The organism is Nocardia sp. CA-107356 (genome assembly GCF_050946365.1).
Taxonomy (GTDB): domain Bacteria; phylum Actinomycetota; class Actinomycetes; order Mycobacteriales; family Mycobacteriaceae; genus Nocardia.
Window position 1 is genome coordinate 2,914,729 of record NZ_CP191992.1, and the last position, 24,231, is coordinate 2,938,959.

Consider the following 24,231-nt stretch of genomic DNA (forward strand, 5'->3'; position numbering starts at 1 on the left):
CGGTCGACAACATCGCCGGTGCCACACTGTGGCAGGAGGGAGGCGAGCGGGATGCCGCACCTGCTATCGCTCAATATCGGGCTACCCAAGGACGTGCCGTGGCAGGGCCGGACCGTCCACACCGGCATCTTCAAATACCCCGTCGCGGGGCCGCTGATGGTCCGCACGCTCAACATCGACGGGGACGGCCAAGGCGATCTCGAAGGTCACGGCGGCGACATACGCGCCGTACTCGTCTACCAACGTCAGTCCTACGATTTCTGGCGGCGCTACCTCGGACGCGATGACCTCGAATACGGCCGGTTCGGTGAGAACTTCACCGTCGACGGCCTACCCGACGACGAAGTCCACATCGGCGACCGCTATCGCATAGGTGACGCCGAATTCGAGGTCACCCAACCCCGCGTCACCTGTTTCCGGGTGGGCATGCGTCTGGGCGAGCCCCAGATGCCTGCGCTGCTCGTGGCGCATCACCGGCCCGGTTTCTACTTTCGGGTCATCACCGAAGGCCACGTCCGAGCCGGTGACGAGATCGTCCGTACCCGCCCGGGTCGGCACCGGATGAGTGTCGCCACGATCGACGCACTGCTCTACCTGCCCGATCGCGATATCGACCAACTCCGCAAAGCAGTCGATATCCCCGCACTCAGCCCAGGCTGGCAGGCATCGTTTCGCGACCTGCTCGACGCCGCGGCGACCAGGTCACCCGTCGGCGCGCCACTGCCCGGTGCCGAACCCGGCATTTGGCCCGGCTTCCGGCCACTGCGTGTCTCCCGCGTCGTAGCCGAGAACGCGGCCGTGCTGTCGATCTACCTGGAAACCGAGGACCATCGCCCGCTGCCCCGGCCGCAATCCGGCCAGTACCTCACTGTCCGCCTGCCCGGCGCAGCCCACCCACCACCGATCCGCAACTACTCACTGTCTGCAGCCCCATCGGACTCCGAGTACCGAATCAGCGTCAAACGCGAGGCGCATGGCGTCGTCAGTACCTACCTGCACACGCACCTCCGGGCCGGTGCACTGCTCGAAGTCGCTTCTCCGCGCGGCGATTTCGTCCTCCCGGAGGGCAACGACACCAGCCCCGTGATCCTGCTGTCCGCCGGAATCGGCGTGACCCCAGTTCTGGCGATGCTGCACACACTCGCTGCTGCCCGCAGCACGCGCGATATCTGGTGGGTGCACACCGCGCGCTCAGCTGCCGAGCACACCTTCGCCGACGAGGCCCATCAACTTCTGAGCTCCCTGATCCACGGCCACGAGCACGTTTTCTACACCCGCGAAAGCTCTGGGGCAAACCTGTCCCCGACGGTCACACCGGGCCGCCTCGACCACGACGCCCTGGCTGCCCTCGACCTGCCCACCGCCGCGACCGTCTACCTGTGCGGCCCCGACGCGTTCATGACTGCCATGCGCGAGGCGCTCACGGAACTCGGCCTGGACGCCACCCGCATCCACACCGAGTTGTTCGGGTCACGGCCGGCGATCAATCCCGGCCTCACCGGGATCACCCGCGCAGTTCCACATCCACCGCCCGGGCCCCCGGGCACCGGGCCCCGCATCGCTTTTACCCGTAGCGGACTCACCCTGCCATGGAGCGACGAATACGCCACCGTCCTCGAATTCGCCGAAGCGTGCGAAGTACCCACGCGATGGTCCTGCCGCACCGGCGTCTGCCACACCTGCCAGACGCCGATCCTCGCCGGTACGGTCCGATACGAACCCCGACCTCTGGAACCCGCGGCACCAGGCACCGTGCTCGTCTGTTGCGCACAACCAGAGACGGACCTCATCCTGGATCTCTAGTGGAGATCGGTAGGCAGCGGCAGCCGATTGCGGCGGTAGGTTTCGATGACGGGCGCTAATTCGGCGGCATTGGTGATGAGGTCGACGTGGCCGCCACCGTGCAGATGGACGGTCGAATGGGGGAGCAGTCGGTGCATGATGCGGGCATTCGTGATCGGGATGATCGGATCGTCGGTGCCCGCGATGATCAGCGTGGGCTGTCGGATGAGCGGCAGCGCGAAGATGCTCGTCCACACCGATCCGGCCAGCAGTTGGTGCAGATAGCCGACCCGGGACCCGGCCATCAGCTGTCGATCGAACAGTTGCTCCACCATCGACGGATCGGTGCGGACGGAGCCGCCGTAGAGCTCACCGGCGATGGAGGCGGCATAGTGATGGTCCAGAAATCGCCGTGGTGTCAGCATTTTCAGCAGTGCGGTCGGTCGTCCCGGCACCATGATCACGCCGGTGCCGGTGGACACCAGGATCAGCGTGCGGCAACGCCGTGGATGTTGGAAGGCGAACTGCTGAGCCAGCGCACCGCCCCAGGACAGTCCGAGGATATCGACGCGCCCGCGGATGCCGAGTTTGCGCAGTAGCTGCCCGAGTACCGCGGCCAGATACGGAAATCCGTACGGCAGTGGCGAATCCGGCGATGCGCCGCTGCCCGGCGCGTCGAACCGGACCACGGTGGTCGCCGGATTCAGCTGTGCGACAAGTGGATCGAGTACCTCGAGACTCGCGCCGATACCGTTGCACAGCACCAGCGGTACCCCGGTTCCCCAACGCACATGCACCCGGATCTGCTGGCCGAGCACGGCGATGAGGCGCTGTTCGACGTAGGTGACCGGCTCCGGCTCGCTCGTCGCAGCCCGCGGTTCGACATGCTTTGTCATGACCGACCTTTCAGTGCGCGAGCACGTAACTTCCCGGCGCGGAATCCACTGGTGGCAGATCGGGCGTTCCCAGTGATTGCGGCGCGTCCCGCTCCGGACCGCTACGTTCGGCCAGCCATTCGACGAAATTCGGCCACCACGAGCCCGAATTCTTGGCGGTGGCGTCCAGCCATGCCCCCGGATCGGCCTCGTCGACCGCACCGATCCGATAGGACGCCTTGGGATTTCCCGGCGGGTTGACCAGTGCGGCGATATGTCCGCTGGTGGAGAGCACGAACTGCAGATCCTTGCTGCCGAGCAGCCGGGCGCTGCGGTAGCAGGCCTGCCAGGGCGAGATATGGTCGGCGATCCCGGCCACCACATAGGTATCGACGGTGATCTGGGACAGGTCGACCGGAGTGCCGAGCATACTCACCTGATCCGGCGTGGTCAGCGAATTGTGCACGCCCATCAAGACCATGTCGCGGTGCAGCGCGGCGGTCATCCGAGTGGTGTCGGCATTCCAGAACAGCACGTCGAAGGGTGCGGGCGCGCGGCCCTGCAGATAGTTGTTGACCCAGTACCGCCACACCAGATCGTTCGGCCGCAGCCAGGCGAACACCTCTGCCAGCGCGCGACCGTCGAGGTAGCCCTTCTTGGCCGACAGTGCGATCGCGATATTCGCGGCCTCCTCATCGATCGCGGCCGCTGCGAAGCCCGCATGGCTCTGATCGAGCACGGTCACCATGAGTGTCAGACTCGCCAGCCGATCGGCCTGGTCGATCGCGCTCAGATGGGCCGCGGTCATCGCGGCGATGATGCCACCCGAACACGAGGCCTGCAGATGGGTGCGATCGGAGCCGCTGATCCGCTCGACCGCGTCGAGCGCGTCGACGATCGCCTGGCCGTACTCGTCGAAGCCCCAATCACGTTGGCGGGCAGTCGGATTGCGCCAGGATATGGCGAACACCTGTTGGCCGTTGCGCACGAAGTACTCGATCATGCTGCGGTCCGGGGCGATATCCATGATGTAGAACTTGTTGATCACCGGCGGCACCATCAGCAGCGGTACCGTGCGCACCTGCTCGGTCTGCGGCGCGTACTGGATCAGCTCGAACATCTCGGTGCGCAGCACCACCGAACCCGGTGTGGTCGCGACGGTGTCGCCGAGGGTGAAGGCATCCGCATCGACCATCGACGGCACCCGCGGCGCGGTGGCCATATCGGAGAGGAAGTGCCGCAATCCGCGCACCGCGCTCGCACCGCCGCTGTCCACCAATGCTTTCCATGCGTCCGGGCTCAGCAGCGGGTTATTGCTCGGCGAGACGCCATCCATCACATTGTCCAGGACGAAGCGCATCCATTCGGCATCGCGCCAATCCAGGTGCGCGTCGGTGAACAGGGCGTCGACCGTGTCGGTGGCGGCCAGATATGCCTGCATGGATCGCTTGAACAGCGGATTGCCCCGCCATGCCGGATCGTCGAAGCGCCGATCACCCTTCGCCGGTACCCGATCGGAGTGTCCGCGGGCGATCGTCACCAACTCCCGGCCCAAGGTGCCGACCCGGTCCGCGACCGTACGCGGCTGTTCGGCCAGGCTCAACGCCAGCCTGGTCCAGGATGTATTCGGCAGCATGCGTCGTCCGACGCCGATGGCCGAACTGGTCAGCAGCAGATCCAGCGGGGCCGCGAGTTCGTCGGCGGCGTCGGTGGTCGTTGTCATGGTGGCACTCCTTGAAAGAGGGTCGGCTGGCCTCGATAACGGGCCGATGTGCCGAGGTGTGGGCATCGTCGACGCGCGGTCGGGCCTTCGATGCCGCTGTCCGTCGGCATCGGATCGTCGGTGTAGCGCCTGCTCCGTTGCTGATGCGCCGCATCGTCTGGTGATGTGAGAACGGTAGATCCGATCGGCGGGCCCGCCATTGTCCCGAAGCAACGAAGTCCGCGCGCGGGTTTGTCGCCGCGGTCAGTCCGTATTCGGCCGCAGCGCCGCAGCGCCGTACCAGTAGCAGATCAGCAGCGCCAACTCGACGTCCAACCGGTCGTCGATGATCGGCCGCCCGCGCCGCGAAACCGCTCGCCCGACCCGGTACTTCACCGAGTTGAAATGTAGATCGAGCTCCGCGGCAGCTGCCTTGTAGCTGGATCCGGTGCGCAGGAACACCCGCAGCGTCTCGCGCAGCCGGGCATCGTTCTCGTTGTCGGCGGCCAATTCGCCGAGCACCTCGCCCACCCATTCGCCGACCTCCGCGCGGACACCGAATAGCGCCGCGGCGGCCAGCCCCGGATCGCTCGCCGCGATGATCCTCGGTTCGACGCCCCCGCGTGCGAGCGCGACGGCGCGTGCGCGCAGCGCATATCGATGGGACCGGCGGAAGCCGGATACCCCCTGGCCCATGATGCCGATCGCCAGCCGCGGTGCGTCCGGCCGCTTGCTCGCGAAATCACGGACCGTGGCCACCGCATCGGACTGCTCGGACCGATACGGCAGCCAGGCCCATGCGCTCGTCCGGTCGGCTGCCCCGAACAGCGGCGCGGCCGCAGTGCCGACCGCCTCGGCCAGCTCCCGGATGAAACGTTGCAACCGGGTCAGCTCGTCACCGCTCGCGCTGGTGTCGGGATACCAGAGGATCAGCGCCAAGTGATGCCAACGGAGCGGGTAGCGGATGGCTTCGGTCGCGGCATCGATATCGACCGGCTTCTTCCCGGCCAGCACCTCGCGTACGCGTAGCGCGCGGGCGCTGTTGCGGCTCTCCAGCCACTGCTCGCGCTCGGTCTCGTACACCGTGACGACCTGCTGGGTGATCCAGTCGATGTACTCGAACAACGTCGTGGTGATCGCCTCCAGCACGGTGATCCGATCCGCTGGCGCGATACCTGCCGCCCGTAATTCGGTGAAGAACAGCTCGGTGATCCGCTGCTGGCCGACCCGATAGGCGCGCACCAGGGCATTGACCGGAACTCCGTGCTGGGCAAGGCGTCTGGCGTATTCGATGGCCGCCGTGGGAGCGATGATCCGAGCAACTGGAATATCGTGCTGCAGCGCGTGCAGGACGGTGTCGACATTGCCTTCTACGCTGGCGCCGAGCAGTTCGACGGTGCGCGCGTCGCCGCGTAATTCGGGGATATCGTCTTCGAGCCCGCGCCGGAGGATCGCGCTGATATCCGTCACCCGCTCGTTCATGCGGGCGGCGATCTCCGCGACATAGCGGTTCACATCGACATCGCCGTCGCGACGAAAAGTCGTCACCCCCCAACGGTAGTTACTCGACGGTTGCCGCGCGGGAAATTGCCGGGTTGTTCTCCGGGGACAACACCGGCGGCGAACTTCGTCGACGCACGACGGTGTCACGGGGCCGTCCGATTTCTACCGTTATCACCATTCCGCATACCCATTCACCAGGACCGCTCATGAACCTCTCGACATTGCCGGACCGTCGCGCCGCCGCCGATCCGGATGCACCCGCCCTCGCCGACGACGCCATCGACCTCAGCAACGCCGGGTTCCTCGACGCAGTCCGGCGCGCCGCCACGGCACTGCGTGCCGCGGGCGTTTCGGCGGGCGACGTGGTCGCGATCATGCTGCCGAATACCGCGGCCCTGGTCGTCTCGCTGTTCGCCACCTGGCGTCTCGGCGCGGCGGCCACCCCGCTCAATCCGGCGCTAACGGCGGCCGAGGCCGCCTATCAGATGGCGGATTCGGGCGCCAAGGTGCTGATCGCGACCGAGCGGCCCGCCTTCGACATTCCGGTCCGGGCCGTCATCCCGGCTGCCGAGCTCACCGCGGTCGACCCCGACATCACCCTCGTTCCGGCCGCGCTCGGCGACGACGCACTGGCGCTGCTCATCTACACCAGTGGCACCACCGGTCGGCCGAAGGGCGTGATGCTCGATCACGCCAACCTGAATGCCATGTGCCGCATGGTGGTCGAGACCTTCACCCTCACCGCGGCCGACCACAGCCTGCTCATCCTGCCGCTGTTCCACGTCAACGGCATCGTGGCGAGCACGCTCTCGCCGCTGCTCGTCGGCGGCCGCACCACTGTGGCGGGCAAGTTCAGCCCGCGCACCTTTTTCGACCGGATCGAACGCAGTCGTGCGACGTATTTCTCTGCCGTGCCAACGATCTACACGATGCTGAGCGATCTGCCCGCCGAGGTCCGTCCCGACACCTCCTCGGTGCGCTTTGCCGTCTGCGGTGCGGCCCCGGCCAGTATGGAACTGCTGGCGAAGTTCGAAAACCGTTACGGCATACCGATTATCGAGGGATACGGCTTGTCCGAGGGGGCCTGTGCGAGCACCGTCAACCCGCTCGTCGGCAAGCGCAAGGTCGGTACCGTCGGACTGCCGCTGCCCGGCCAGACGATTCGGATCGCGGATATGGATGGCAATCCGGTGCCCGACGGCGAGATCGGCGAGGTGCTGATCTGCGGCCCGAATGTCATGCGCGGCTACTTGAATCGTCCAGCGGAGACCGCGAAGACCCTGGTCGACGGCTGGTTGCACACCGGAGATATCGGCCGCTTGGACGAGGACGGCTACCTGGTCCTGGTCGACCGCGCCAAGGACATGATCATCCGCGGCGGCGAGAACATCTATCCCAAAGAGATCGAAACCGTGGTCTACCAACTGCCGGAGATCTCCGAGGCCGCGGTCGTCGGTCGCGCGCACGAGGTCTACGGCGAGGAGCCGGTGCTCTATGTCTCGCTGAACTCGGGCACCGAATTGGCGACGGACACAATCCAGGAGCACGTTCGCGGCGCACTGTCGAAATACAAACTGCCCGTGGCTATCACGATTCTCGAGCACCTTCCCAAGAACGATGTCGGCAAGCTCGACAAGCCGAAGCTGCGGCGACTCGCCGTCGAAAATCATTGATATCCACCATCGGTCGGAAATAGGAGCAGGACAATGGGATTCACGAAACCGGATCTGCCACAGGTAGATCCCGACACCTTTCTGCGGAAACCGTTGATGGAGCGCATGCGCATCCTCGCGGCCAACTGGGTCGAGCACGGCTTCGGGTCACCACGGATGGTGCACACCATCTACATTCTCAAATTGATCGTCCTCTACGCGCTCGGCGGCATCGTCGTCGCCACAGTGACCTCCGATCTCCCGGCGTTCTGGCATGTCTCGCAATGGTGGGACCAGCCGATCGTCTATCAGAAGTTCGTGTTGTGGACCGTGCTGCTGGAGACCATCGGCATCGCCGGTTCATGGGGGCCGCTTGCGGGCAAAGTAAAGCCCATGACCGGCGGCATCCTGTTCTGGGCCCGGCCGGGCACCATCCGGCTACGGCCGTGGAAGTGGGTCCCCGGCACCGCGGGCGACCGGCGCACCTGGTTCGATATCGCGCTGTACGTGGCGCTGTTGGTCAGCCTGGCCATTGCATTGCTCGCCCCTGGCGCGCACAGTGATTCGCTGTCGGCGGCAGTGCCGGAGAACACCTCCGGACTGGTGCGTCCGGCGCTGCTGATCGCACCGATCGTGCTGTTGATCATCAACGGCCTGCGCGACAAGACGATCTTCCTCGGCGCGCGTGGCGAGCAGTATTTACCGGCACTGTTCTTCTTTGCGGTGCTGCCGTTCGTCGACATGATCATCGCGCTGAAACTGTTGATCCTGGTCGTGTGGGTCGGCGCGGGTGTCTCCAAACTCGGCAAGCACTTCTCGCAGGTGGTGCCGCCGATGGTGAGCAACAGCCCGTCGGTGCCATTCAAATGGCTCAAGCGGGCGCACTACCGTGACTTCCCGCGAGACCTGCGCCCCTCCCGGATCGCGGATCTGATGGCGCACGTCGGCGGCACCACGGTCGAAGTGATCGCCCCGCTGGTGCTGTTCTTCTCCACCAATATCTGGCTGACCGTGGCCGCGGCGACGGTGATGGTGATCTTCCACCTGTTCATCGTCTCCACTTTCCCGCTCGCAGTGCCGCTCGAATGGAATGTGCTGTTCGCCTATGCGACCGTCTTCCTGTTCCTCGGCTTCCCGAACTGGGACGGCTACGGACTCACCGATATCTCCTCGCCGTGGCTGGCCGTCGCGCTCATCGCGGGATTGCTGTTCTTCCCGATCCTGGGCAACTTCCGGCCGGATAAGGTCTCTTTCCTGCCCTCGATGCGCCAGTACGCGGGCAACTGGGCCTCGGCGGTCTGGGCCTTCGCACCCGGCGCGGAGAGCAAACTGAACAGGGTGACCCGCACCGCGAAGAATCAGATCGACCAGTTCGTCGAATTCGGTTACGAACCGCAGTGGGCCGAGATCACCATGCAGCAGACCATTGCCTGGCGCACCATGCACAGCCAGGGCCGCGGCCTGTTCTCGGTGCTGCTGAAGAACCTGCCCGATATCGACAGCCGGACGGTGCGCGAGGCCGAATTCGTCTGCAACTCGCTGATCGGCTTCAACTTCGGTGACGGACACCTGCACGACGAGGATATGATCAGGGCGGTGCAGCAGGAGGCCGGCTTCGAACCCGGCGAACTGGTGGTCGTCTGGGTGGAGTCGCAAGCTTGGGGGAGCAAGGTGCAGCACTACAAGGTGATCGACGCCGCGCTCGGTGTTATCGAGCGGGGCACCTGGAAGGTCGCGGAGGCGGTCGAGGAGCAGCCGTGGCTGCCCAACGGGCCGATCCCGCTGGAGGTCATCTGGTCACTGGCGTCGTCCACCCCACCCGCCCGCGAAGAGCAGGAACACGGACACGGAGCGCTGGCATGACCACCGCGACCGTCGTAGGCGGCGGGCCCAATGGACTCGCCGCCGCCGTTGCCCTCGCCAAGGCGGGCCTCACGGTCACCGTGCTGGAGGCCGCGAGCGAGATCGGCGGCGGCGCCCGCACCAGCGAGGCATTGCTGCCCGGCCTGCTGCACGACCAGTGCTCGGCCACCCACCCGATGGTCGTCGGTTCGGCCTTCCTGCACGGTCTCGACCTGGAACGCTACGGATTGTCTTGGCGCACACCGGAAATCGACTGTGTACACCCGCTGGACGGCGGCCGGGGCGCGACGCTCTACCGGTCGGTGGGGCGAACCGCGGCGGGGCTGGGCCGCGACGGCGAGCGGTGGCGGCTGTTGTTCGGCACGCCGTCCGCGCGGTTCGACGCACTATCGGAAGACATCATGCGCCCGCTGCTGCGGCTCCCGCATCATCCGCTGACACTGGCCAGGTTCGGCCTGCCGACCGTGCTACCGGGTTCGACGCTGGCGCGGCTGTTCCGCACCGACGAGGCCAGGGCATTGTTCGGAGGTGTTGCGGCACATGCATTTCGGCCACTGCACTACCCGCTGACCTCGGCTATCGGGCTCGGCATCCTCACCGCCGGGCATCGGCACGGCTGGCCGGTGGCGGCGGGCGGATCCCAGTCCATCACCGATGCGCTGGCCGCGCTGCTGACCGATCTCGGCGGCAAGATCGAGACCGATACCCGGATCGAGGCGGCCACACAGTTGCCCACCAGCGATGTGACCATATTCGATCTGGCCCCGGATGCGGTGGCCGGTATTCTCGGTGACCGCCTGCCGTCCCGAATTGCCCGCGCCTACCGGCGTTTTCGGCAGGGACCGGGTGCGTTCAAGGTGGACTTCGCGATCGAGGGCGGGGTGCCATGGACCAACCCCGACGCGCGCCGGGCCGGTACGGTACATCTCGCGGGCAGCTTCGGCGAACTCGCCGCCACGGAGCGGCAGATCCACGCCGGGCGGATGCCGCAGCGGCCGTTCGTGCTGGTCGGTCAGCAGTATCTGGCCGATCCGCAGCGCTCGGTCGGCAATGTGCATCCGCTGTGGACCTATGCGCATGTGCCCAACGGCTACACCGGTGACGCCACCGCGGCGATCATCGCGCAGATCGAACGATTCGCACCCGGTTTCCGGGATCGGATCATCGGCCGAACGGTCCGCGACACCACGCAGATGGCCGCGTACAACCCCAACTATGTCGGCGGCGACATCATGACCGGCTCGAAGGATATCCGCCAGCTGGTGTTCGGTCCGCGAATCACCTTGTCGCCGTACAGCCTTGGAGTGCCCGGGATGTACATCTGCTCGGCCGCGACGCCACCGGGTCCCGGCGCGCACGGCATGTGCGGCGCCAATGCCGCCGATGCGGCGCTCGCCCACCTCCGGCGCACCACCTAGTCCTTCACCTGAATAGCCACACGTTCAACAACTTTCGACGGTCAGGCCAACTACGCCGCGTCGAAGTCCGGAGTGTTCGGACTGACCTAGCCCCTCGCCGAGGAAGCCGCCTACCAACTCGCGAAATCCGGCAAACGCTCCGACGACAGCGTCGGCGTCACCGTCGATACGGTGACGCCAGGGTTGATCAGCACCGAGATGACCGCGGCCATCCCCGACAAGGTCATGGCCAGACCGACCGCTCAGATCCCGGTCGGCCGGGCGGGTCGTCCAGCGGAGATCGCCCGAGTGGTCCATTTTGTCGCCGCCGACGCCTGCTCTTACATCACCGGCCAGGTGTGGAGCGTCAACGGCGGTATGGACATGTAGCGACGAGTTCCGTTATCGGGCAGCCACCGACGCGCGCCAATACCGTACCGTCTGTTATGAACTGGTGGTCGTACGTTCAGGCCTTCGACAACCAAGCGGACGAGGATAGTGTCCAGCGGACGCGTAGTTACCGCATCGAGGGCGATCGGGGGCTCGGCAATGGACAACGACGACCAGTGGCACAAGTACACGATGCGGATCAGTCGACTGACGATCGATAAGCTCGGGATCCGGTTGTACGACCGGGTTTCGGCCGTGCTCGCCGAACTCATCGCCAATTCCTACGATGCCGACGCGACCAAGGTCGAGGTCACGCTGCCGTGGGGGGTGACGCTGGCGGGCACGATCCATGCGGCCGAACATGAACCGTACCGAATTATGGTGCGGGACAACGGACATGGGATGACCGCCGAGGAGATCAACGCCCACTATCTGATGGTCGGTTCGGATCGTCGGGTGCGGATCGGTTCGGATCTGTCGCGCAGTCTGGAACGACCGGTCATGGGCCGCAAGGGGATCGGCAAGCTCGCCGCATTCGGGATCTGCCGGACCATCGAGGTGGTGTCGGTCGGTGGTGCAGACGCCGAGCGCACGGCACAGGGTTGGCCGGTGGCGAATATCGTCATGAACCTGGACCAGATGCTTTCGGATACCGAGCGCGACTACCATCCGCATCCTGGGCCGCGGGACGGCACGTTCAGTACCGAGCGCGGCACTACGGTCATCCTGCGTGACTTCCTACGCAAGCGAGTGGGTTCCGGGCCCGAGCTGAGCCGGCAATTGGCCGCCCGTTTCGGCCTGGAGCGCAGCGACTGGCAGGTGGAGGTACGCAACAGCATCGCCGATCGTGGTGCGCCACAGCAGTTCGTGCTGCGCGATCTGCCCGTCGATGTGATGGAGGAGACCAGGATCGACGTCGCGAAGCGGCCGGTGTGGGTGGGTGATCGCTTCCATCCGGTGACCGGATGGGCGGCCTATTCCAAACAGCCCTATCGCGACGAGGCGATGGCTGGTGTGCGGATCTACGCGCGTGGCAAGTTGGTCGCCCAGACCAGGGATTTCGGCATCGCGGCAGGTTTCACCGGCGAATTCAAATTGCGCTCCTATCTGGTCGGCGCGGTGCACGCGGACTGGCTCGACGATGAGGAGGATCTGGTTCGGTCCGATCGGCAGGACATCATGTGGAATTCCGAACGCGGTGAGGCGCTTGCGGCTTGGGGGCGCAATCTCGTGCGCGATCTGGGCCGGCTCGGTGAGAGTTCGGTCAAGCGTCGTGTGTGGGAGGAATTCGTCGAGCGGTCCGGTATCCAGGCCACCCTGCAGGAAATCGCACCGCGGGACCGACTGTTTCGCAAGTCGGTGATGGATGCCGCGCGAATCCTGGTGAACAACAAGGACCGTGCCGCATTGGACGATCCCGCCCATGTCGACAGCATTGTCCGCCTTGCACTTTCGCTCGGGCCGCAGCGCAGCCTGCTGGAAACCCTGAAGGAAGTCGCCGAGGATGGTGACAATCGGCTCGATGTCGTTGTGGCCCTGTTCGAAACGGCGCGGGTGGCCGAGGTGTATTCGCTCGGTCAGATCGCCTCGGAGCGGGTCGCCGTCGTCAACCGGTTGCAGAGCCTGATCGATGACCGCCGTTCGCTCGAGCGCCCCTTCCAGGAATTGATCGAGCGGGCTCCATGGCTGCTCGCGCCGGAGTGGACGCCGCTGGGCATGAATGAATCGCTGAAGCGGGTGCGCGCGAGTTTCGAGCGTTGGTATCGGCAGAAATTCGGCACCGTCCTGGTGACCACCGCGATCGGCAGCGAGAAGCGTGAACCCGATTTCGTGTTGCTCCATGATGCAGGCGAATTGTGGATCGTGGAAATCAAGCGGATGGACTATCACCTCACCGATGAGGAGTACAACCGCGCGATCAACTACCTGTACTCATTGGACGCCTTCCTCAACGAAAACCAACGCATCGGTGAGCAATTCCCGCGCCGCAGGCTCACCTTCATCGTCGATCACATCGACAAGCTGCGTCCCGCGTCGCTGTCGTCGCTGGTCAGCGATCACCGTATCGACCGGAGGACCTGGCGCGAACTGCTCGATTCCACCCTGCGTGCCCACCGCGACTTCCTGGACCGGGTCTACACCATGCGTCTGGGCGAACAGCCCGAATCCGATGATGCTGGAGCAAGCGTCGGTTGATCGGTCCGAATCAGCTGGCCCGGCAAGCGTATTCCGACGGTGTCCATCTTGCGGGTGTCGGTGACCAGTACGAGCGTGCGCGCACGGGAACTTCGGAGACGTAGCCGTCGATGATCGGTACTCCGTAGCGGCGTTCGAATTTGGTCAGCAGGTCGACGTCGGCCGGGGCCGCGCCGCAGATGGCGAATCGTACCGATGAGGTGTTCGGCCGGATTTGGGCGGGCAGATCCGATAGCAGTGCGTACATGGTCGGGACTGCGGAGATATATGTGGCCCGGCTGCGCTCGATCCGGTCGAAGAACGTCTTCGGGCTGAAGGCCACGGTGGCGCGGCCACCGGCGAGCAGCGGCGACAAGGTGCCGACCACGATGCTGTTGACGTGGTACAGCGGCAGGTTCAGCAGGCTGTGGTCGACTCCAGTGAGTTCGAATGCCTCGATCACCATTGCGCACATGGCGTTGAGGTTGGCGTGGTCGACCATCACGCTGTTGGGTTTGCCCGTGGTGCCGTTGGTACAGATGAGCAGCGCCAGCGCGTCGTTGCCGAGGCGTGCGGGTTCGGCGACATCGGGGTCCGCGGTGGTGAGATCGTCGGCGGGGATGACGGCCCGGACCGGAGCGTCGGAGGTGGGCCGTTGCGCGGTGATCAGGACCTCGGCTCCGGTGTCGGTCAGCTGGCAGTCGGCTTCTTCGGCGGTCAGCGACGGGTCGATCGGGGTGACCGTGGCGCCCACCCGCCAGGCGGCGAACATGGATACGACGAACGCGGCACTGTTGGGCAACATGATCGCAACCACGTCGCCGTTCGAGACTCCCGCGGCGCGCAGGGTAGCCGCGGCGCGCCGCACAGCGTCGAGGAATCCGGCGTTGCTCAGGTCGGTGCTGTCGTCGGCGACGGCGGCTGCGTCCGGTGCGGCGGCGGCTCGACGGTCGGGGAGAGTCGAAAGATTCATGAGCGGTCCTAAGGAGTGGGTGCAGGGAATGACGACAACGGTAGAAATCGCGTCGCCGCTCGACACCGTCGTGCATGAACGAAATTCGCCGCGGGCATTGTCACCAGAGGACAATTCCGACCTCGCACCGCGCCGCCGTTGTAACCGGAATGTAACCAGCGCCCTGATGCGGGCACGGCATCGCAGTGCTCGGCCGAACGGCCGCACCGCCCGAACGATGCTGATTCTGCCGGTGTAATCGACGGAATCGGCTAGGTGGTCGTATACGACGAAGAGTAGGTGGACCAGCGCTTATGGCTCCGACACTCCGAGGTCGCGGAGTGGATCCGGCGGAGTTGAGCTGGGCGTAGCGTGTTCGGGGTCACACACCGCGCTCGTGACGGGAGCAACAGCATGGATCTGCATCTGTCGGGCAAGACCGCCGTCGTGACCGGCGCCAGCAAAGGTATCGGGCTCGCGATCACCCGGGCGCTGGTGGACGCCGATGCCCACGTCGTGGCCGGATCACGCAGCCGCGGTGCCGAGCTCGAGGCGTTGGCGGCGGCAGGGAAAGTGACCTTCGTATCCGCCGATTTGTCGCAGCCCGGCGGCGCCGATGACCTGATTGCGGCCGCGGCGGACCGCGGCGGCATCGATGTGCTGGTGAACAACGTCGGCGCGGTCACGGTGCAACCGGGCGGATTCGCGCACGTTACCGACGACCAGTGGCAGGCATCCTGGGATCTCAATGTGATGGGGACGGTGCGCCCGACCCGGGCCGCGCTGCCACAGATGTACCGCCGCGGCGGCGGATCGATCGTCATCATCGGATCGGTCAACGCGTACTATCCCGACCCCGGGATCTACGACTACTGTGCCACCAAGGCCGCCATCACGAACTTCGGCAAGGCATTGTCAAAGGAATTGGGACCGAAGAACATTCGCGTCAACTCCATCAGCCCCGGACCGGTGACGACCGGGCTGTGGTTGGACGAAGGCGGAGTAGCCGACGCGATCGCCGATGCCAGCGGCCGGACCCCCGAAGAGGTCAGGTCCGCGACCGCCGGCGCCACCTCGATGGGCAGGTTCACCACGCCGGAGCAGGTTGCCGACCTGGTCGTGTTCCTGGCCAGCGACCGATCCGCCAACATCACCGGATCCGACCTGCGGATCGACGGCGGCTTCGTCACCACCATTTAGGGCCGAGCATTTGTGTGAGACCGTGCCGTTGCCACTTCTGACCGATTGGAACCCGATGACGACCGAGATGACAGCGCTGCGTGCACATCACCGCGGCGGCCCTGAGGTCCTGATCGTCGAGCCCGCACCTGTTCCGGTGCCGACCGACGCAGAGGTGCTCGTGGCGGTGCGTGCCGCCGCGATCACTTTTGCGGAGCTGACGTGGGACGAGACTTGGACCCGTGACGGCGTCGGCCGGACTCCGATTATCCCGTCGCATGAAGTGTCCGGTGTCATTGCTGATATCGGATCCGGTGTCAGCGACTTCGAGCGCGGCGATGAAGTGTATGGGCTTATCGGATTCGATCGCGACGGCGCCGCCGCCGACTATGTCACGGTGCCCGCTGCCGATCTGGCAGTAAGGCCCTCGACGGTGCCGCATACCGTTTCGGCCGCCCTACCGCTCGCCGGTCTCACCGCGCTACAAGCCCTCGTGGACCATGCCGGAGTGCGGCCCGGGGAAGATGTGCTGGTACATGGCGGGGCTGGCGGAGTCGGCACACTCGCGATCCAACTCGCCAGCATCCTCGGTGCCAATGTCACCACCACCGTCCGCAGCGATACCAGCGACCTGGTTCGTGACTGTGGTGCCCAACGTGTGATCGATGTGCGAAATGAGGCGTTCGATGATGGACCTGCCTATGACGTCGTTATCGATACCGTCGGTGGACAGACATTGGACCGCTCGTATTCGGTGCTCCGCCCCGGCGGGCGGCTGATTACATTGTCGGCGCCGCCACCCATAGGGAAAGCCGACGAATACGGCATCACGGCAATGTTTTTCATTGTGACGCCCAGCCGTGACCAGCTCGACGAGCTGGCCGCACTTGTCGATCGGGGTCAACTGCATGTCGAAATCGCAGCGACCTTTCCGCTCGCCAAAGGCCGAGAAGCCTTCGAAAGCGGTCGGCAACCCAACCGACGCGCAGGCAAGACCGTCATCGTCGTCTCCGACTGAGCTCAGCACCTCCGGCGTCCCGACATGGTTGTCATCCGGTGTGCGAGCACCGGGGAAACACCCATGAGCGCAGCGATATTCACTCGATACTGTGTGCGGGTGCCGCCAAACGTCGATTCGTCACGCGCAGTTGCTGTTCCGTGCTGTTGGTGAGGTCGTCGACTTGCTGGGCCGTCAACCGCCCGCACGGCTGTCCCCAGTGCAGCGCGATGTCGTCCCCCGGCGCCGCGTCCGCGAGCGCGGCATAGCCGTCCGTCCACACCGGGATGGTTCGCCGTATCGTCTCCGACAGTGATAGGCGTGCGCCGTTCCAGCGCAACCGAGTGGTCCCGACGGTGAGGTCGTCGCGGTGGCGATCCAGTACGGTCGCGGCGGTGATGCGGCAGTTGTCGAGGATTTCCAAGGGCTGGTCGCCGCCGGTGGCGACCAGCACCCTGGTCCAGGGGTAGACGCCGAAGACGTGGAAGCTGTGGTTCGCGGCCGCCTCCGGGGCGAGGGCGGGCCCCAGATGGGACCAGTACACACCCGCGACAGGGGCGATGAGTCGTAGCAACTCGGCGAGGAATTCGGGCCCGTCGAGGTCGGCGCCGATTCCCCCACCCAGCCAATACGATGCCACCAATCGCTCGTCGAGTGGGTCGGCAACGCCGGTCAGGCGCGACATGGCTCGCAGGTAGGGCCATGCACCGGAGAAGCCGCGTGCCAGGGCCCGCACTCGTTCGCCATCGCGTTCACGCAGGGCCGTGGTGTGCTCGGGCCCGCAGTAGCCGAGGTGGTTGGGCGCGTACGCGTAACGCGCGAACATCTCCACACCGTCCATCACATCGGTTCCTCGGATAGTGGTGCGCGCCAGCGGCTTTCGATATCCCCGTAATGCCAGACCGCGAGCGCGGCGACCCAGGTGAGCACGAAGACGCCCACGATGATGAAGCCCATCATGCCGAGATCGAGGCCGCCGATCCAGGCCAACGCTCCACTGGTGATGTCGAGTTTCTCGGTGAGGATGGAGATGAGCTCCTGGACACCGATCAGCAGCGCCACCGCGACCGAGAGCCCGGTGACCACCAGGTTGTAGTAGATCTTGCGGATCGGTCGGGCGAACGCCCAACCATAGGCGTAGTTCATGAACGAACCGTCCAGCGCATCGAACAGCGACATGCCCGCCGAGAACAGAACGGGCAGAACGAGAATCGCGTACCAGGGCAGTCCCGTTGCGGCCGCGCCGCCTGCGATGACCAGCAGCCCCACCTCGGTGACAGTGTCGAATCCGAGGCCGAACAATAGCCCAACCGGATACATCTGCCTCGGCTTGCGCACCGCGTGCATGACCGGCGCCAAGATGCGGTTGAGCGCACCGCGGGAGTCCAGAGCGCACTCGAGCTGCTCCTCGCTGTAGCCGCCGCGCCGCATGCCGCGCAAGACCTGCCAGATTCCGATGAGTGCGATCAGGTTGAGCAAACCGATCAGGATGAGGAAGGTGCCCGAGACCGATGTGCCGAATACCCCCGTCCACTGCTGCAACGGCGAGTCCGCGTTTTCCAGGTTCCTAGCGAGCGCTTCGACCCCGAATGCCAGCAGTCCGACGAGGACGAAGACTATCGTGGAATGCCCCAGGGAGAACCAGAAGCCGACCGAGAGCGGTTTCTGCTTGTCCGCCATGAGTTTTCGGGTGGTGTTATCGATCGCTGCGATATGGTCGGCGTCGAAGGCGTGTCTCATGCCCAGCGTGTAAGCGGTGATGCCGAGCCCGACGCCGAATAGCGCGCCGTCCATCACGTACTGAGCGGGCACAACCAGCAACAGCAGCGTCCCCCATCCCAGGATGTGCAGTATCACGATCGTCGCTGCCATGCCGAGGATGCTGCGCCGTTGCCCACCGTCGAATCCGGCCCAGGCATTTCGCACCCTCGTGGTGACTGTCGCTATCCCCACGGTGTCTCGTCTTTCCCACTCGTCGGCGGAGCCACCGCCGTGTTCAACAGATTCGCGGTAGCTGTTCTCCTGCGGGCAGATCGACGACGCGGGTACCGCCGAGGGCGGTGCGGGCCACCACCATCCCGGGATGTTCGGCCACGCAATGACCGACGATTTCCGCGTGAGCGCCGAGCGGATGCGCGCGTATCGCGTCGAGTACCCGGTCGGCGTCATCGGGGGGTACGAACGCGACGAGTTTGCCCTCGTTGGCGACGTACAGTGGGTCGAGGCCGAGTAACCCGCAGGCATCGCGGACCCCTGCGGGCACCGGGATAGCTCGTTCGTCGAGTTCGACGCCGACATGCGCGGCTCGGGCGATCTCGTTGAGGGTGGCGGCCACTCCGCCGCGTGTGGGATCACGCAGCACGTGCACATCCGCTCCGGTGGCGAGCATGGCCGCGACCAATCCGTGCAGTGGCGCGGTATCACTGCACAGGGTCGTGCCGAATTCGAGGCCTTCCCGGCAGCTCAGTACCGCGATACCGTGCAGTCCGATCTCGCCGCTGACCAGCACCATATCGCCGGGCTTCGCCCGCTGGGGCCGGATGTCGACGCCCGCTGGGACCAGCCCGATGCCCGCGGTGTTGATGAAGATCCCATCGCCGTGCCCAGCGTCGACGACCTTGGTGTCGCCGGTGACCAGCCGGACTCCGGCCGCGAGCGCGGCGGTGCCGAGAGCCTCGGCGATGTGGGCGATCTCGGCCAGCGCGGTGCCCTCTTCGAGGATGAACGCGGTCGAGAGCGCCATCGGCCGGGCGCCCGACATCGCCAGATCGTTCACGGTGCCGTTCACCGCGAGGTCACCGATCGAGCCGCCGGGGAACACCAGCGGCTTGACCACGAACGAGTCGGTGGAGAACGCCAGCCGCATATCGCCGAGGGGGAGCACCGCCGAATCGCCGAGTTCGGTGTCGGCGGCCGCGCCGAACGCGGGCAGAAAGAGGTGCTCGATCAGCTCACCCGACATCGCGCCGCCGCCGCCGTGTCCCATCACGATATTGGGCGCGTCGCGTAGCGGCAGGGGGCAGACCCAACCATCGATGTCGACTGGGGGCGATGCGGCTGCCCCACTGCCGTTGGTCTCAGGCATGGGCGGCCTCCGCAGGAAGATCGAGGCGCCGGTACAGGTAGTACGCGGCACAGGCACCTTCGGAGGAGACCATGGTGGCTCCCAACGGGTTTCGCGGGGTGCACTCCTTGCCGAACGCGGCGCACTCGTGCGGTTTGATCAAGCCTTGCAGCACTTCACCGGAGCGACACACCGAAGACTCGGCGGTGTGCAGATCGCCGACGGAGAAACGCTGTTCGGCGTCGTAGTCGCGGTAGCGCGGCGACAGCCGCCAGCCGCTGAGGGGGATCACACCGATGCCGCGCCACGCCCGGTCGGTGACCTCGAAGACGTCCTCGAGCATCGCCTTGGCCGCCGGATTTCCGGCAGCGGCTACCGCGCGGGGATAGGCGTTCTCGACCTCGTGACGTCCTTGCTCGAGCTGGAGCACGGTGCGCCGGATGCCTTCGAGGATGTCCAGCGGTTCGAATCCGGTGACCACCATCGGAACCTTGTATTTCTCGGCCAGCGGCGGATATTCGCCGGTGCCCATCACCGTGCAGACGTGCCCGGCGGCAAGGAATCCCTGGACCCGGCAACTGGGCGACTCCATGATCGCCGCGATGGCCGGTGGGACGAGCACGTGGGAGACCAGCAGCGAGAAATTCTCGATGCCGAGCCGTTGGGCCTGGTACACCGTCATCGCGTTGGCGGGCGCGGTGGTCTCGAATCCGATTCCGAAGAACACCACCTGCCGATCCGGGTTGTTCTTGGCCAGTTCCAGCGCGTCCAGTGGCGAATAGACCACCCGGACGTCGCCACCTTCGCTCTTGACCCGGAACAGATCCTTGTGACTGCCAGGTACCCGCAGCATGTCGCCGAAGGAGCAGAAGATCACCCCCGGCCGTGCGGCGATCTCCAGGGCCTTGTCGATCACCTCCAGCGGGGTGACGCATACGGGGCAACCGGGCCCGTGGATCATCTCGATCTGATCGGGCAGCAGTTGGTCGATGCCGTGGCGGATGATCGAATGTGTCTGTCCGCCACACACTTCCATGATCGACCACCGCTTCGTGGTGGTGGCGCGGATGCGGTCGAGCAGGTGCCGTGCCAGCTCGGGATTGCTGAATTCGTCCAGGTACTTCATGACTTTGCCTCCTGGTCGTCGACGGTCGCTCCCGCCGCGGAAGCGTCGGAATTGCTCGCCCCGGGCTGAGGGGCATCGGGGTTGTCGACACCGGCCTGCTTCGCCGCGATCGCGAAACCGTCGCCGAACTCCTCCTTCAGTACGCCGAGATGTTCGAACTCGGCCAGTGTCCGCAATGCGGAATCTTCATCCAGGCGTTGGATCGCGAATCCGACGTGCACCACGACGTAATCGCCGATCGCCACGTCCGGGATGTATTGCAGGCACACATCTTTGTGCACGCCGCCGAAGTCGACCTCCGACATCAGCGTGCCGTCGCGTTCATGGACGCTGAGTACTTTTCCGGGAACCGCAAGACACATTGCTTGTCTCCTTCGCTCACACCGCGCCGACTACCAGGAGCTGACCGAACGCGATCCCGCCGTCGTTCGGTGGCAGTCTGCGATGACTGATGACGCGGAATCCATTGCGCCGCAGCAAACGGGTGCAACTCGACAACAACAGCGCGTTCTGGAACACACCGCCCGACAGCGCGATCACCGACTGCGGCGCGGCAAAACGTCGTGCCGTATCGAGCACGAGGTCGGCGACGGCCGCGTGGAATCGGGCGCCGATGACCGCGGGCGGTACGCCGCGTCCGGCGTCGAGGACGACCTCGGCGATTACCGGGGCGGGATCGATCCGGGCGGGATCGCCGTCGTGCCAAGCGAATCGGTACCGGCCCGCCGCATCACCGGCCCCGCGGGCCAGACCTTCGAGTTCGATCGCGGCCTGCGCCTCATAGTCGACGACGTGCCGCACCCCGGCCAGGGAGGCGACCGCGTCGAACAGCCTGCCCATGCTCGAGGTCGGCGCGCAGCCGAGGCCGGTGTCGAATTGGTGCTCGAGCACGGCCCGCTCGGCGCCCGGGCAGGCGTCGAACGAGGCGATGCCGGGGGACCAGTCGATGCCCGCGGCACGCAGATGCGACAGTGCCATCCGGTAGGGCTTGCGAACGCTGAGGTCGCCGCCCGCCAAGGGCACATAGGACAGGTGCGCCATGCGCCGGTAGCCCTTGTAGCCGGCGACGAGGACCTCGCCGCCCCAGATCGCGCCGTCGGGGCCGTACCCGGTGCCGTCGAAGGCGATGCCGAGAACCGTCTCGTTCGCATCGATCCCGTGCTCGCCCAGCACCGCGGCCAGATGCGCGTGATGGTGTTGCACGGTGTGCACCGGTCGGTCGGCCGCGTGCGCATGGGCCCAGGCGGTCGAACGGTAGCCGGGGTGCGCATCGGCGGCGAGTTGGGTCGGGTGCACACAGGTGAGTTCCTCCAGGTGGGATCGCGCCGTGTCGAACGCCTGCAAGGTGGCCAGATCGTCCATGTCTCCGATGTGCTGACTGAGCCAGGCGTAATGTCCGTCGGCGACGGCGCAGGTGTTCTTCAGGTCGGCGCCGACCGCCAGGGTCGGGGGAACCGGGATGGGCAGCGCCAGCGGCAGCGGCGCGTAGCCGCGAGAGCGGCGCATCGGCAGTTCGGCGCCGTCCACGACACGTACCACCGAGTCGTCGCACGGGACGAGAATTCGCCGGTTGTGGCCGAGCCAGGCGTCGGCGAGTCCGGCCAGGCGCGTGCAGGCGTCGGCGTCGTCGTAACAGATCGGCTCGCCGCCGAGGTTGCCGGAGGTCATCACCAGCACGTCGGGGCCCGGTGGGTCGCCGGGCAGGCCGAATAGCAGCAGATGCAATGGGGTGTAGGCGAGCATGACTCCGAGGTCGGGGTTGCCGGGGGCGACCGCGTCGGCGATGGGCCGTTCACCGCGCGGCAGCAGGACGATCGGCCGCTGCGGACTGCTCAGCAGGGCCGCGCCGGTGGGATCGGTGCTCACGATCCGCGCCGCGGTGTCCAGATCGGCGACCATGACGGCGAACGGCTTGTTGCCGCGCCGCTTGCGGCGGCGCAATTCGGCCACGGCGGTGTCATTGTCGGCATCGCAGGCAAGGTGGTAGCCGCCGATGCCCTTGACCGCGAGAATGCCTCCGGCGCACAGCAATTCGCGCGCCGCGGCGAGCGGGCGCGCCGGATCACCGGGCCCGATGTAGGACAGGGTGGGCCCGCAGTCCGGGCAGGCGATGGGCTGGGCGTGGAACCTCCGATCGGCCGGGTCCGCGTATTCGCGGGCGCAGCGCTCGCACATGGCGAAATCGGCCATGGACGTGCGCTCGCGGTCGTAGGGCAGTCCGGCGATGATGGTGAATCGCGGGCCGCAGTTGGTGCAGTTGACGAAGGGGTGGCGGTAGCGGCGGTCGGCGGGGTCGCGCAGTTCGCGCGCGCAGTCCGTACAGATCGCCACGTCGGGGGAGACCAGGGTGCGTCCGGTGCCGCCGCGTGCGGTATCCCCGATCCGGAATCCGGTACCGCCGCGAATATCGACCGCGGTCTGCTCGACCGAGGCGACGGCGGCCAGCGGCGGCGGGGAGTCGTGCACCCGGCGGATGAACTCCCGCACCGATGCCTCGGCGCCCTCGATCTCGATGACGACGCCGTCGGTGTCGTTGGCGACGCTGCCGGTGAGCGCGAGCTCGACGGCCGTGGTGTAGACGAACGGCCGGAATCCGACGCCTTGCACCACGCCGCGCACGAGCAGGCGGCGACGAACACGGTCAGCGCTCACGACGCCGCCTCGCTTGCGCTCGGTTCCGCCGTGCGCGAATGTCCCTGGTTCACTCGCTGACGCTCGCTCACGGCTGTTCTCCGCTGCCGAGCAGGCGCAGCCCGGCCATCGCCTGCGCAGCGCCATCGGCGTCGGTCTTCTCGACGACGAATCCCATATGGATGATCACCCAATCACCCGGCACGGCGGGGTGATCCTCGTCGAGCAGACCGATATTGACCTTGCGCTTCTCGCCGGATACCTCGACCACGGCGATCTGCCCGTGGTAGCCGTCCGGGATCTCCACGACCCGCCCCGGGATGCCAAGGCACATGATCACACCTCCTGTCCAGCGCGCAATTGCGCCGCGATGCGCGTGACCTCGGCCGCTGCGGGTTCGACGGCCGCGGCGACGGCAGCGCTGAGACCGATCCCCTCGGCCACCGAATCGACCTGACAACCGACGACGACGGTCGGCGGCACGACACCCCCGAGCGCGCGCACCGCGGCGAAGACGGCCTCCGGGTTCATCGCGTGTGCGTCCATGGCCGCGGTCGCATCCGACTCGGGTTCGGCGCGCAGGATCTGCACGCGGCCGGGTTCACCGGTATTCGGCAGGGCGTCCACCAGCACCACGGCATCCCACTCGTCGAGCAGGTCGTAGGCCAAGTGCAACCCGCGGATGCCGTAGTCGACGATCCGCTGGTCCTCCTCCGACACCGTGGGTAGCCGACGCACCACCTCGGGGCCGAATCCATCGTCGCCGAGGAAGATATTGCCGATTCCGGCAACGAGCACGCGGGCGCTCATCTCACATGTGGCGAATCTTCAGATAACGCCGGAGGTCGGGGATCGACCGTATACCGACATACGCGCCGACCACGACGACAACTGCCACCACTGCGGTAGCGACCACACCGACTGCTTCCATGACCGTATTCCT

20 protein-coding genes and 1 pseudogene are annotated in these 24,231 nt (G+C 66.0%); 8 read left to right on the plus strand and 13 right to left on the minus strand.

Annotated features, from left to right (window positions below):
• Positions 1–51 precede the first annotated feature (51 nt).
• Positions 52–1,803 carry an MOSC domain-containing protein gene (locus ACQP1G_RS13060; protein WP_433202884.1) on the plus strand — a complete coding sequence of 584 codons (1,752 nt, stop codon included), beginning with the start codon at positions 52–54 and terminating at the stop codon, positions 1,801–1,803.
• Here ACQP1G_RS13060 and ACQP1G_RS13065 read toward each other — a convergent pair.
• The 3 genes from ACQP1G_RS13065 to ACQP1G_RS13075 form a co-directional block, all read right to left on the minus strand.
• Positions 1,800–2,678, minus strand: coding sequence for an alpha/beta fold hydrolase (locus ACQP1G_RS13065; protein ID WP_433202887.1), 879 nt, complete (start codon positions 2,676–2,678; stop codon positions 1,800–1,802). The genes ACQP1G_RS13060 and ACQP1G_RS13065 overlap by 4 nt on opposite strands.
• 10 nt (positions 2,679–2,688) lie before the next feature.
• Positions 2,689–4,380 carry a PHA/PHB synthase family protein gene (locus ACQP1G_RS13070; protein ID WP_433202890.1) on the minus strand — a complete coding sequence of 564 codons (1,692 nt, stop codon included), beginning with the start codon at positions 4,378–4,380 and terminating at the stop codon, positions 2,689–2,691.
• Positions 4,381–4,623: 243 nt separating this feature from the next.
• Positions 4,624–5,841 carry a PucR family transcriptional regulator gene (locus ACQP1G_RS13075; protein ID WP_433208444.1) on the minus strand — a complete coding sequence of 406 codons (1,218 nt, stop codon included), beginning with the start codon at positions 5,839–5,841 and terminating at the stop codon, positions 4,624–4,626.
• A gap of 227 nt (positions 5,842–6,068) precedes the next feature.
• Between ACQP1G_RS13075 and ACQP1G_RS13080 the strand changes: the two genes are divergently transcribed.
• From ACQP1G_RS13080 to ACQP1G_RS13100, 5 genes and pseudogenes are all read left to right on the plus strand, one after another.
• The gene (locus ACQP1G_RS13080; protein WP_433202893.1) at positions 6,069–7,535 is read left to right on the plus strand and encodes a class I adenylate-forming enzyme family protein; all 1,467 of its coding nucleotides are present in this window, start codon (positions 6,069–6,071) and stop codon (positions 7,533–7,535) included.
• A gap of 33 nt (positions 7,536–7,568) precedes the next feature.
• Positions 7,569–9,377: a DUF3556 domain-containing protein gene (locus ACQP1G_RS13085; protein ID WP_433202896.1), complete on the plus strand. Its 1,809-nt coding sequence runs from the start codon at positions 7,569–7,571 to the stop codon at positions 9,375–9,377.
• Positions 9,374–10,795 (plus strand): phytoene desaturase family protein, encoded by a 1,422-nt coding sequence (locus ACQP1G_RS13090; protein WP_433202899.1) that lies wholly within the window; start codon positions 9,374–9,376, stop codon positions 10,793–10,795. The genes ACQP1G_RS13085 and ACQP1G_RS13090 overlap by 4 nt, the downstream gene beginning before the upstream one ends.
• A 165-nt stretch (positions 10,796–10,960) precedes the next feature.
• Positions 10,961–11,164: pseudogene (locus ACQP1G_RS13095) on the plus strand (SDR family oxidoreductase); the annotation flags it as partial.
• A gap of 159 nt (positions 11,165–11,323) precedes the next feature.
• The gene (locus ACQP1G_RS13100; protein WP_433202902.1) at positions 11,324–13,360 is read left to right on the plus strand and encodes an ATP-binding protein; all 2,037 of its coding nucleotides are present in this window, start codon (positions 11,324–11,326) and stop codon (positions 13,358–13,360) included.
• 10 nt (positions 13,361–13,370) lie between these two features.
• Here ACQP1G_RS13100 and ACQP1G_RS13105 read toward each other — a convergent pair whose 3' ends face one another.
• On the minus strand, positions 13,371–14,312 hold the full coding sequence (locus ACQP1G_RS13105) for a class I adenylate-forming enzyme family protein (RefSeq protein ID WP_433202905.1): 942 nt from the start codon (positions 14,310–14,312) through the stop codon (positions 13,371–13,373).
• Positions 14,313–14,705: 393 nt separating this feature from the next.
• On the opposite strand from ACQP1G_RS13105, the gene ACQP1G_RS13110 reads away from it, so the two are divergent.
• A complete protein-coding gene (locus ACQP1G_RS13110) occupies positions 14,706–15,491 on the plus strand; it encodes an SDR family NAD(P)-dependent oxidoreductase (protein ID WP_433202908.1) in 786 nt (261 codons plus the stop codon).
• A gap of 67 nt (positions 15,492–15,558) precedes the next feature.
• Entirely contained in the window at positions 15,559–16,488 is a 930-nt protein-coding gene (locus ACQP1G_RS13115; RefSeq protein WP_433208447.1) for an NADP-dependent oxidoreductase, read from the plus strand.
• 79 nt (positions 16,489–16,567) lie between these two features.
• On the opposite strand, the gene ACQP1G_RS13120 is transcribed toward ACQP1G_RS13115, so the two are convergent.
• The 9 genes from ACQP1G_RS13120 to ACQP1G_RS13160 form a co-directional block, all read right to left on the minus strand.
• A complete protein-coding gene (locus ACQP1G_RS13120) occupies positions 16,568–17,308 on the minus strand; it encodes a DUF6390 family protein (RefSeq protein ID WP_433202911.1) in 741 nt (246 codons plus the stop codon).
• Entirely contained in the window at positions 17,308–18,339 is a 1,032-nt protein-coding gene (locus tag ACQP1G_RS13125) for a HoxN/HupN/NixA family nickel/cobalt transporter (protein ID WP_433208450.1), read from the minus strand. Before ACQP1G_RS13125 ends, ACQP1G_RS13120 begins: the two co-directional genes overlap by 1 nt.
• Positions 18,340–18,463: 124 nt before the next feature.
• Positions 18,464–19,552, minus strand: coding sequence for a hydrogenase expression/formation protein HypE (gene hypE / locus ACQP1G_RS13130; protein WP_433202914.1), 1,089 nt, complete (start codon positions 19,550–19,552; stop codon positions 18,464–18,466).
• The gene (hypD, locus tag ACQP1G_RS13135) at positions 19,545–20,657 is read right to left on the minus strand and encodes a hydrogenase formation protein HypD (RefSeq protein WP_433202917.1); all 1,113 of its coding nucleotides are present in this window, start codon (positions 20,655–20,657) and stop codon (positions 19,545–19,547) included. The genes hypE and hypD overlap by 8 nt, the downstream gene beginning before the upstream one ends.
• A complete protein-coding gene (locus tag ACQP1G_RS13140) occupies positions 20,654–21,019 on the minus strand; it encodes a HypC/HybG/HupF family hydrogenase formation chaperone (RefSeq protein ID WP_433202920.1) in 366 nt (121 codons plus the stop codon). Before ACQP1G_RS13140 ends, hypD begins: the two co-directional genes overlap by 4 nt.
• Before the next feature lie 16 nt (positions 21,020–21,035).
• Positions 21,036–23,309: a carbamoyltransferase HypF gene (gene hypF / locus ACQP1G_RS13145; protein ID WP_433202923.1), complete on the minus strand. Its 2,274-nt coding sequence runs from the start codon at positions 23,307–23,309 to the stop codon at positions 21,036–21,038.
• A 67-nt stretch (positions 23,310–23,376) separates the two neighbouring features.
• Positions 23,377–23,622, minus strand: a complete 246-nt coding sequence (locus ACQP1G_RS13150) for a HypC/HybG/HupF family hydrogenase formation chaperone (RefSeq protein ID WP_433202926.1) — start codon at positions 23,620–23,622, stop codon at positions 23,377–23,379.
• 2 nt (positions 23,623–23,624) lie between these two features.
• Positions 23,625–24,098 (minus strand): hydrogenase maturation protease, encoded by a 474-nt coding sequence (locus ACQP1G_RS13155; protein WP_433202929.1) that lies wholly within the window; start codon positions 24,096–24,098, stop codon positions 23,625–23,627.
• 1 nt (position 24,099) lies between these two features.
• Complete coding sequence (locus ACQP1G_RS13160; protein WP_433202932.1) at positions 24,100–24,219, minus strand: DUF6893 family small protein; 120 nt, start codon at positions 24,217–24,219, stop codon at positions 24,100–24,102.
• Positions 24,220–24,231: the final 12 nt, after the last annotated feature.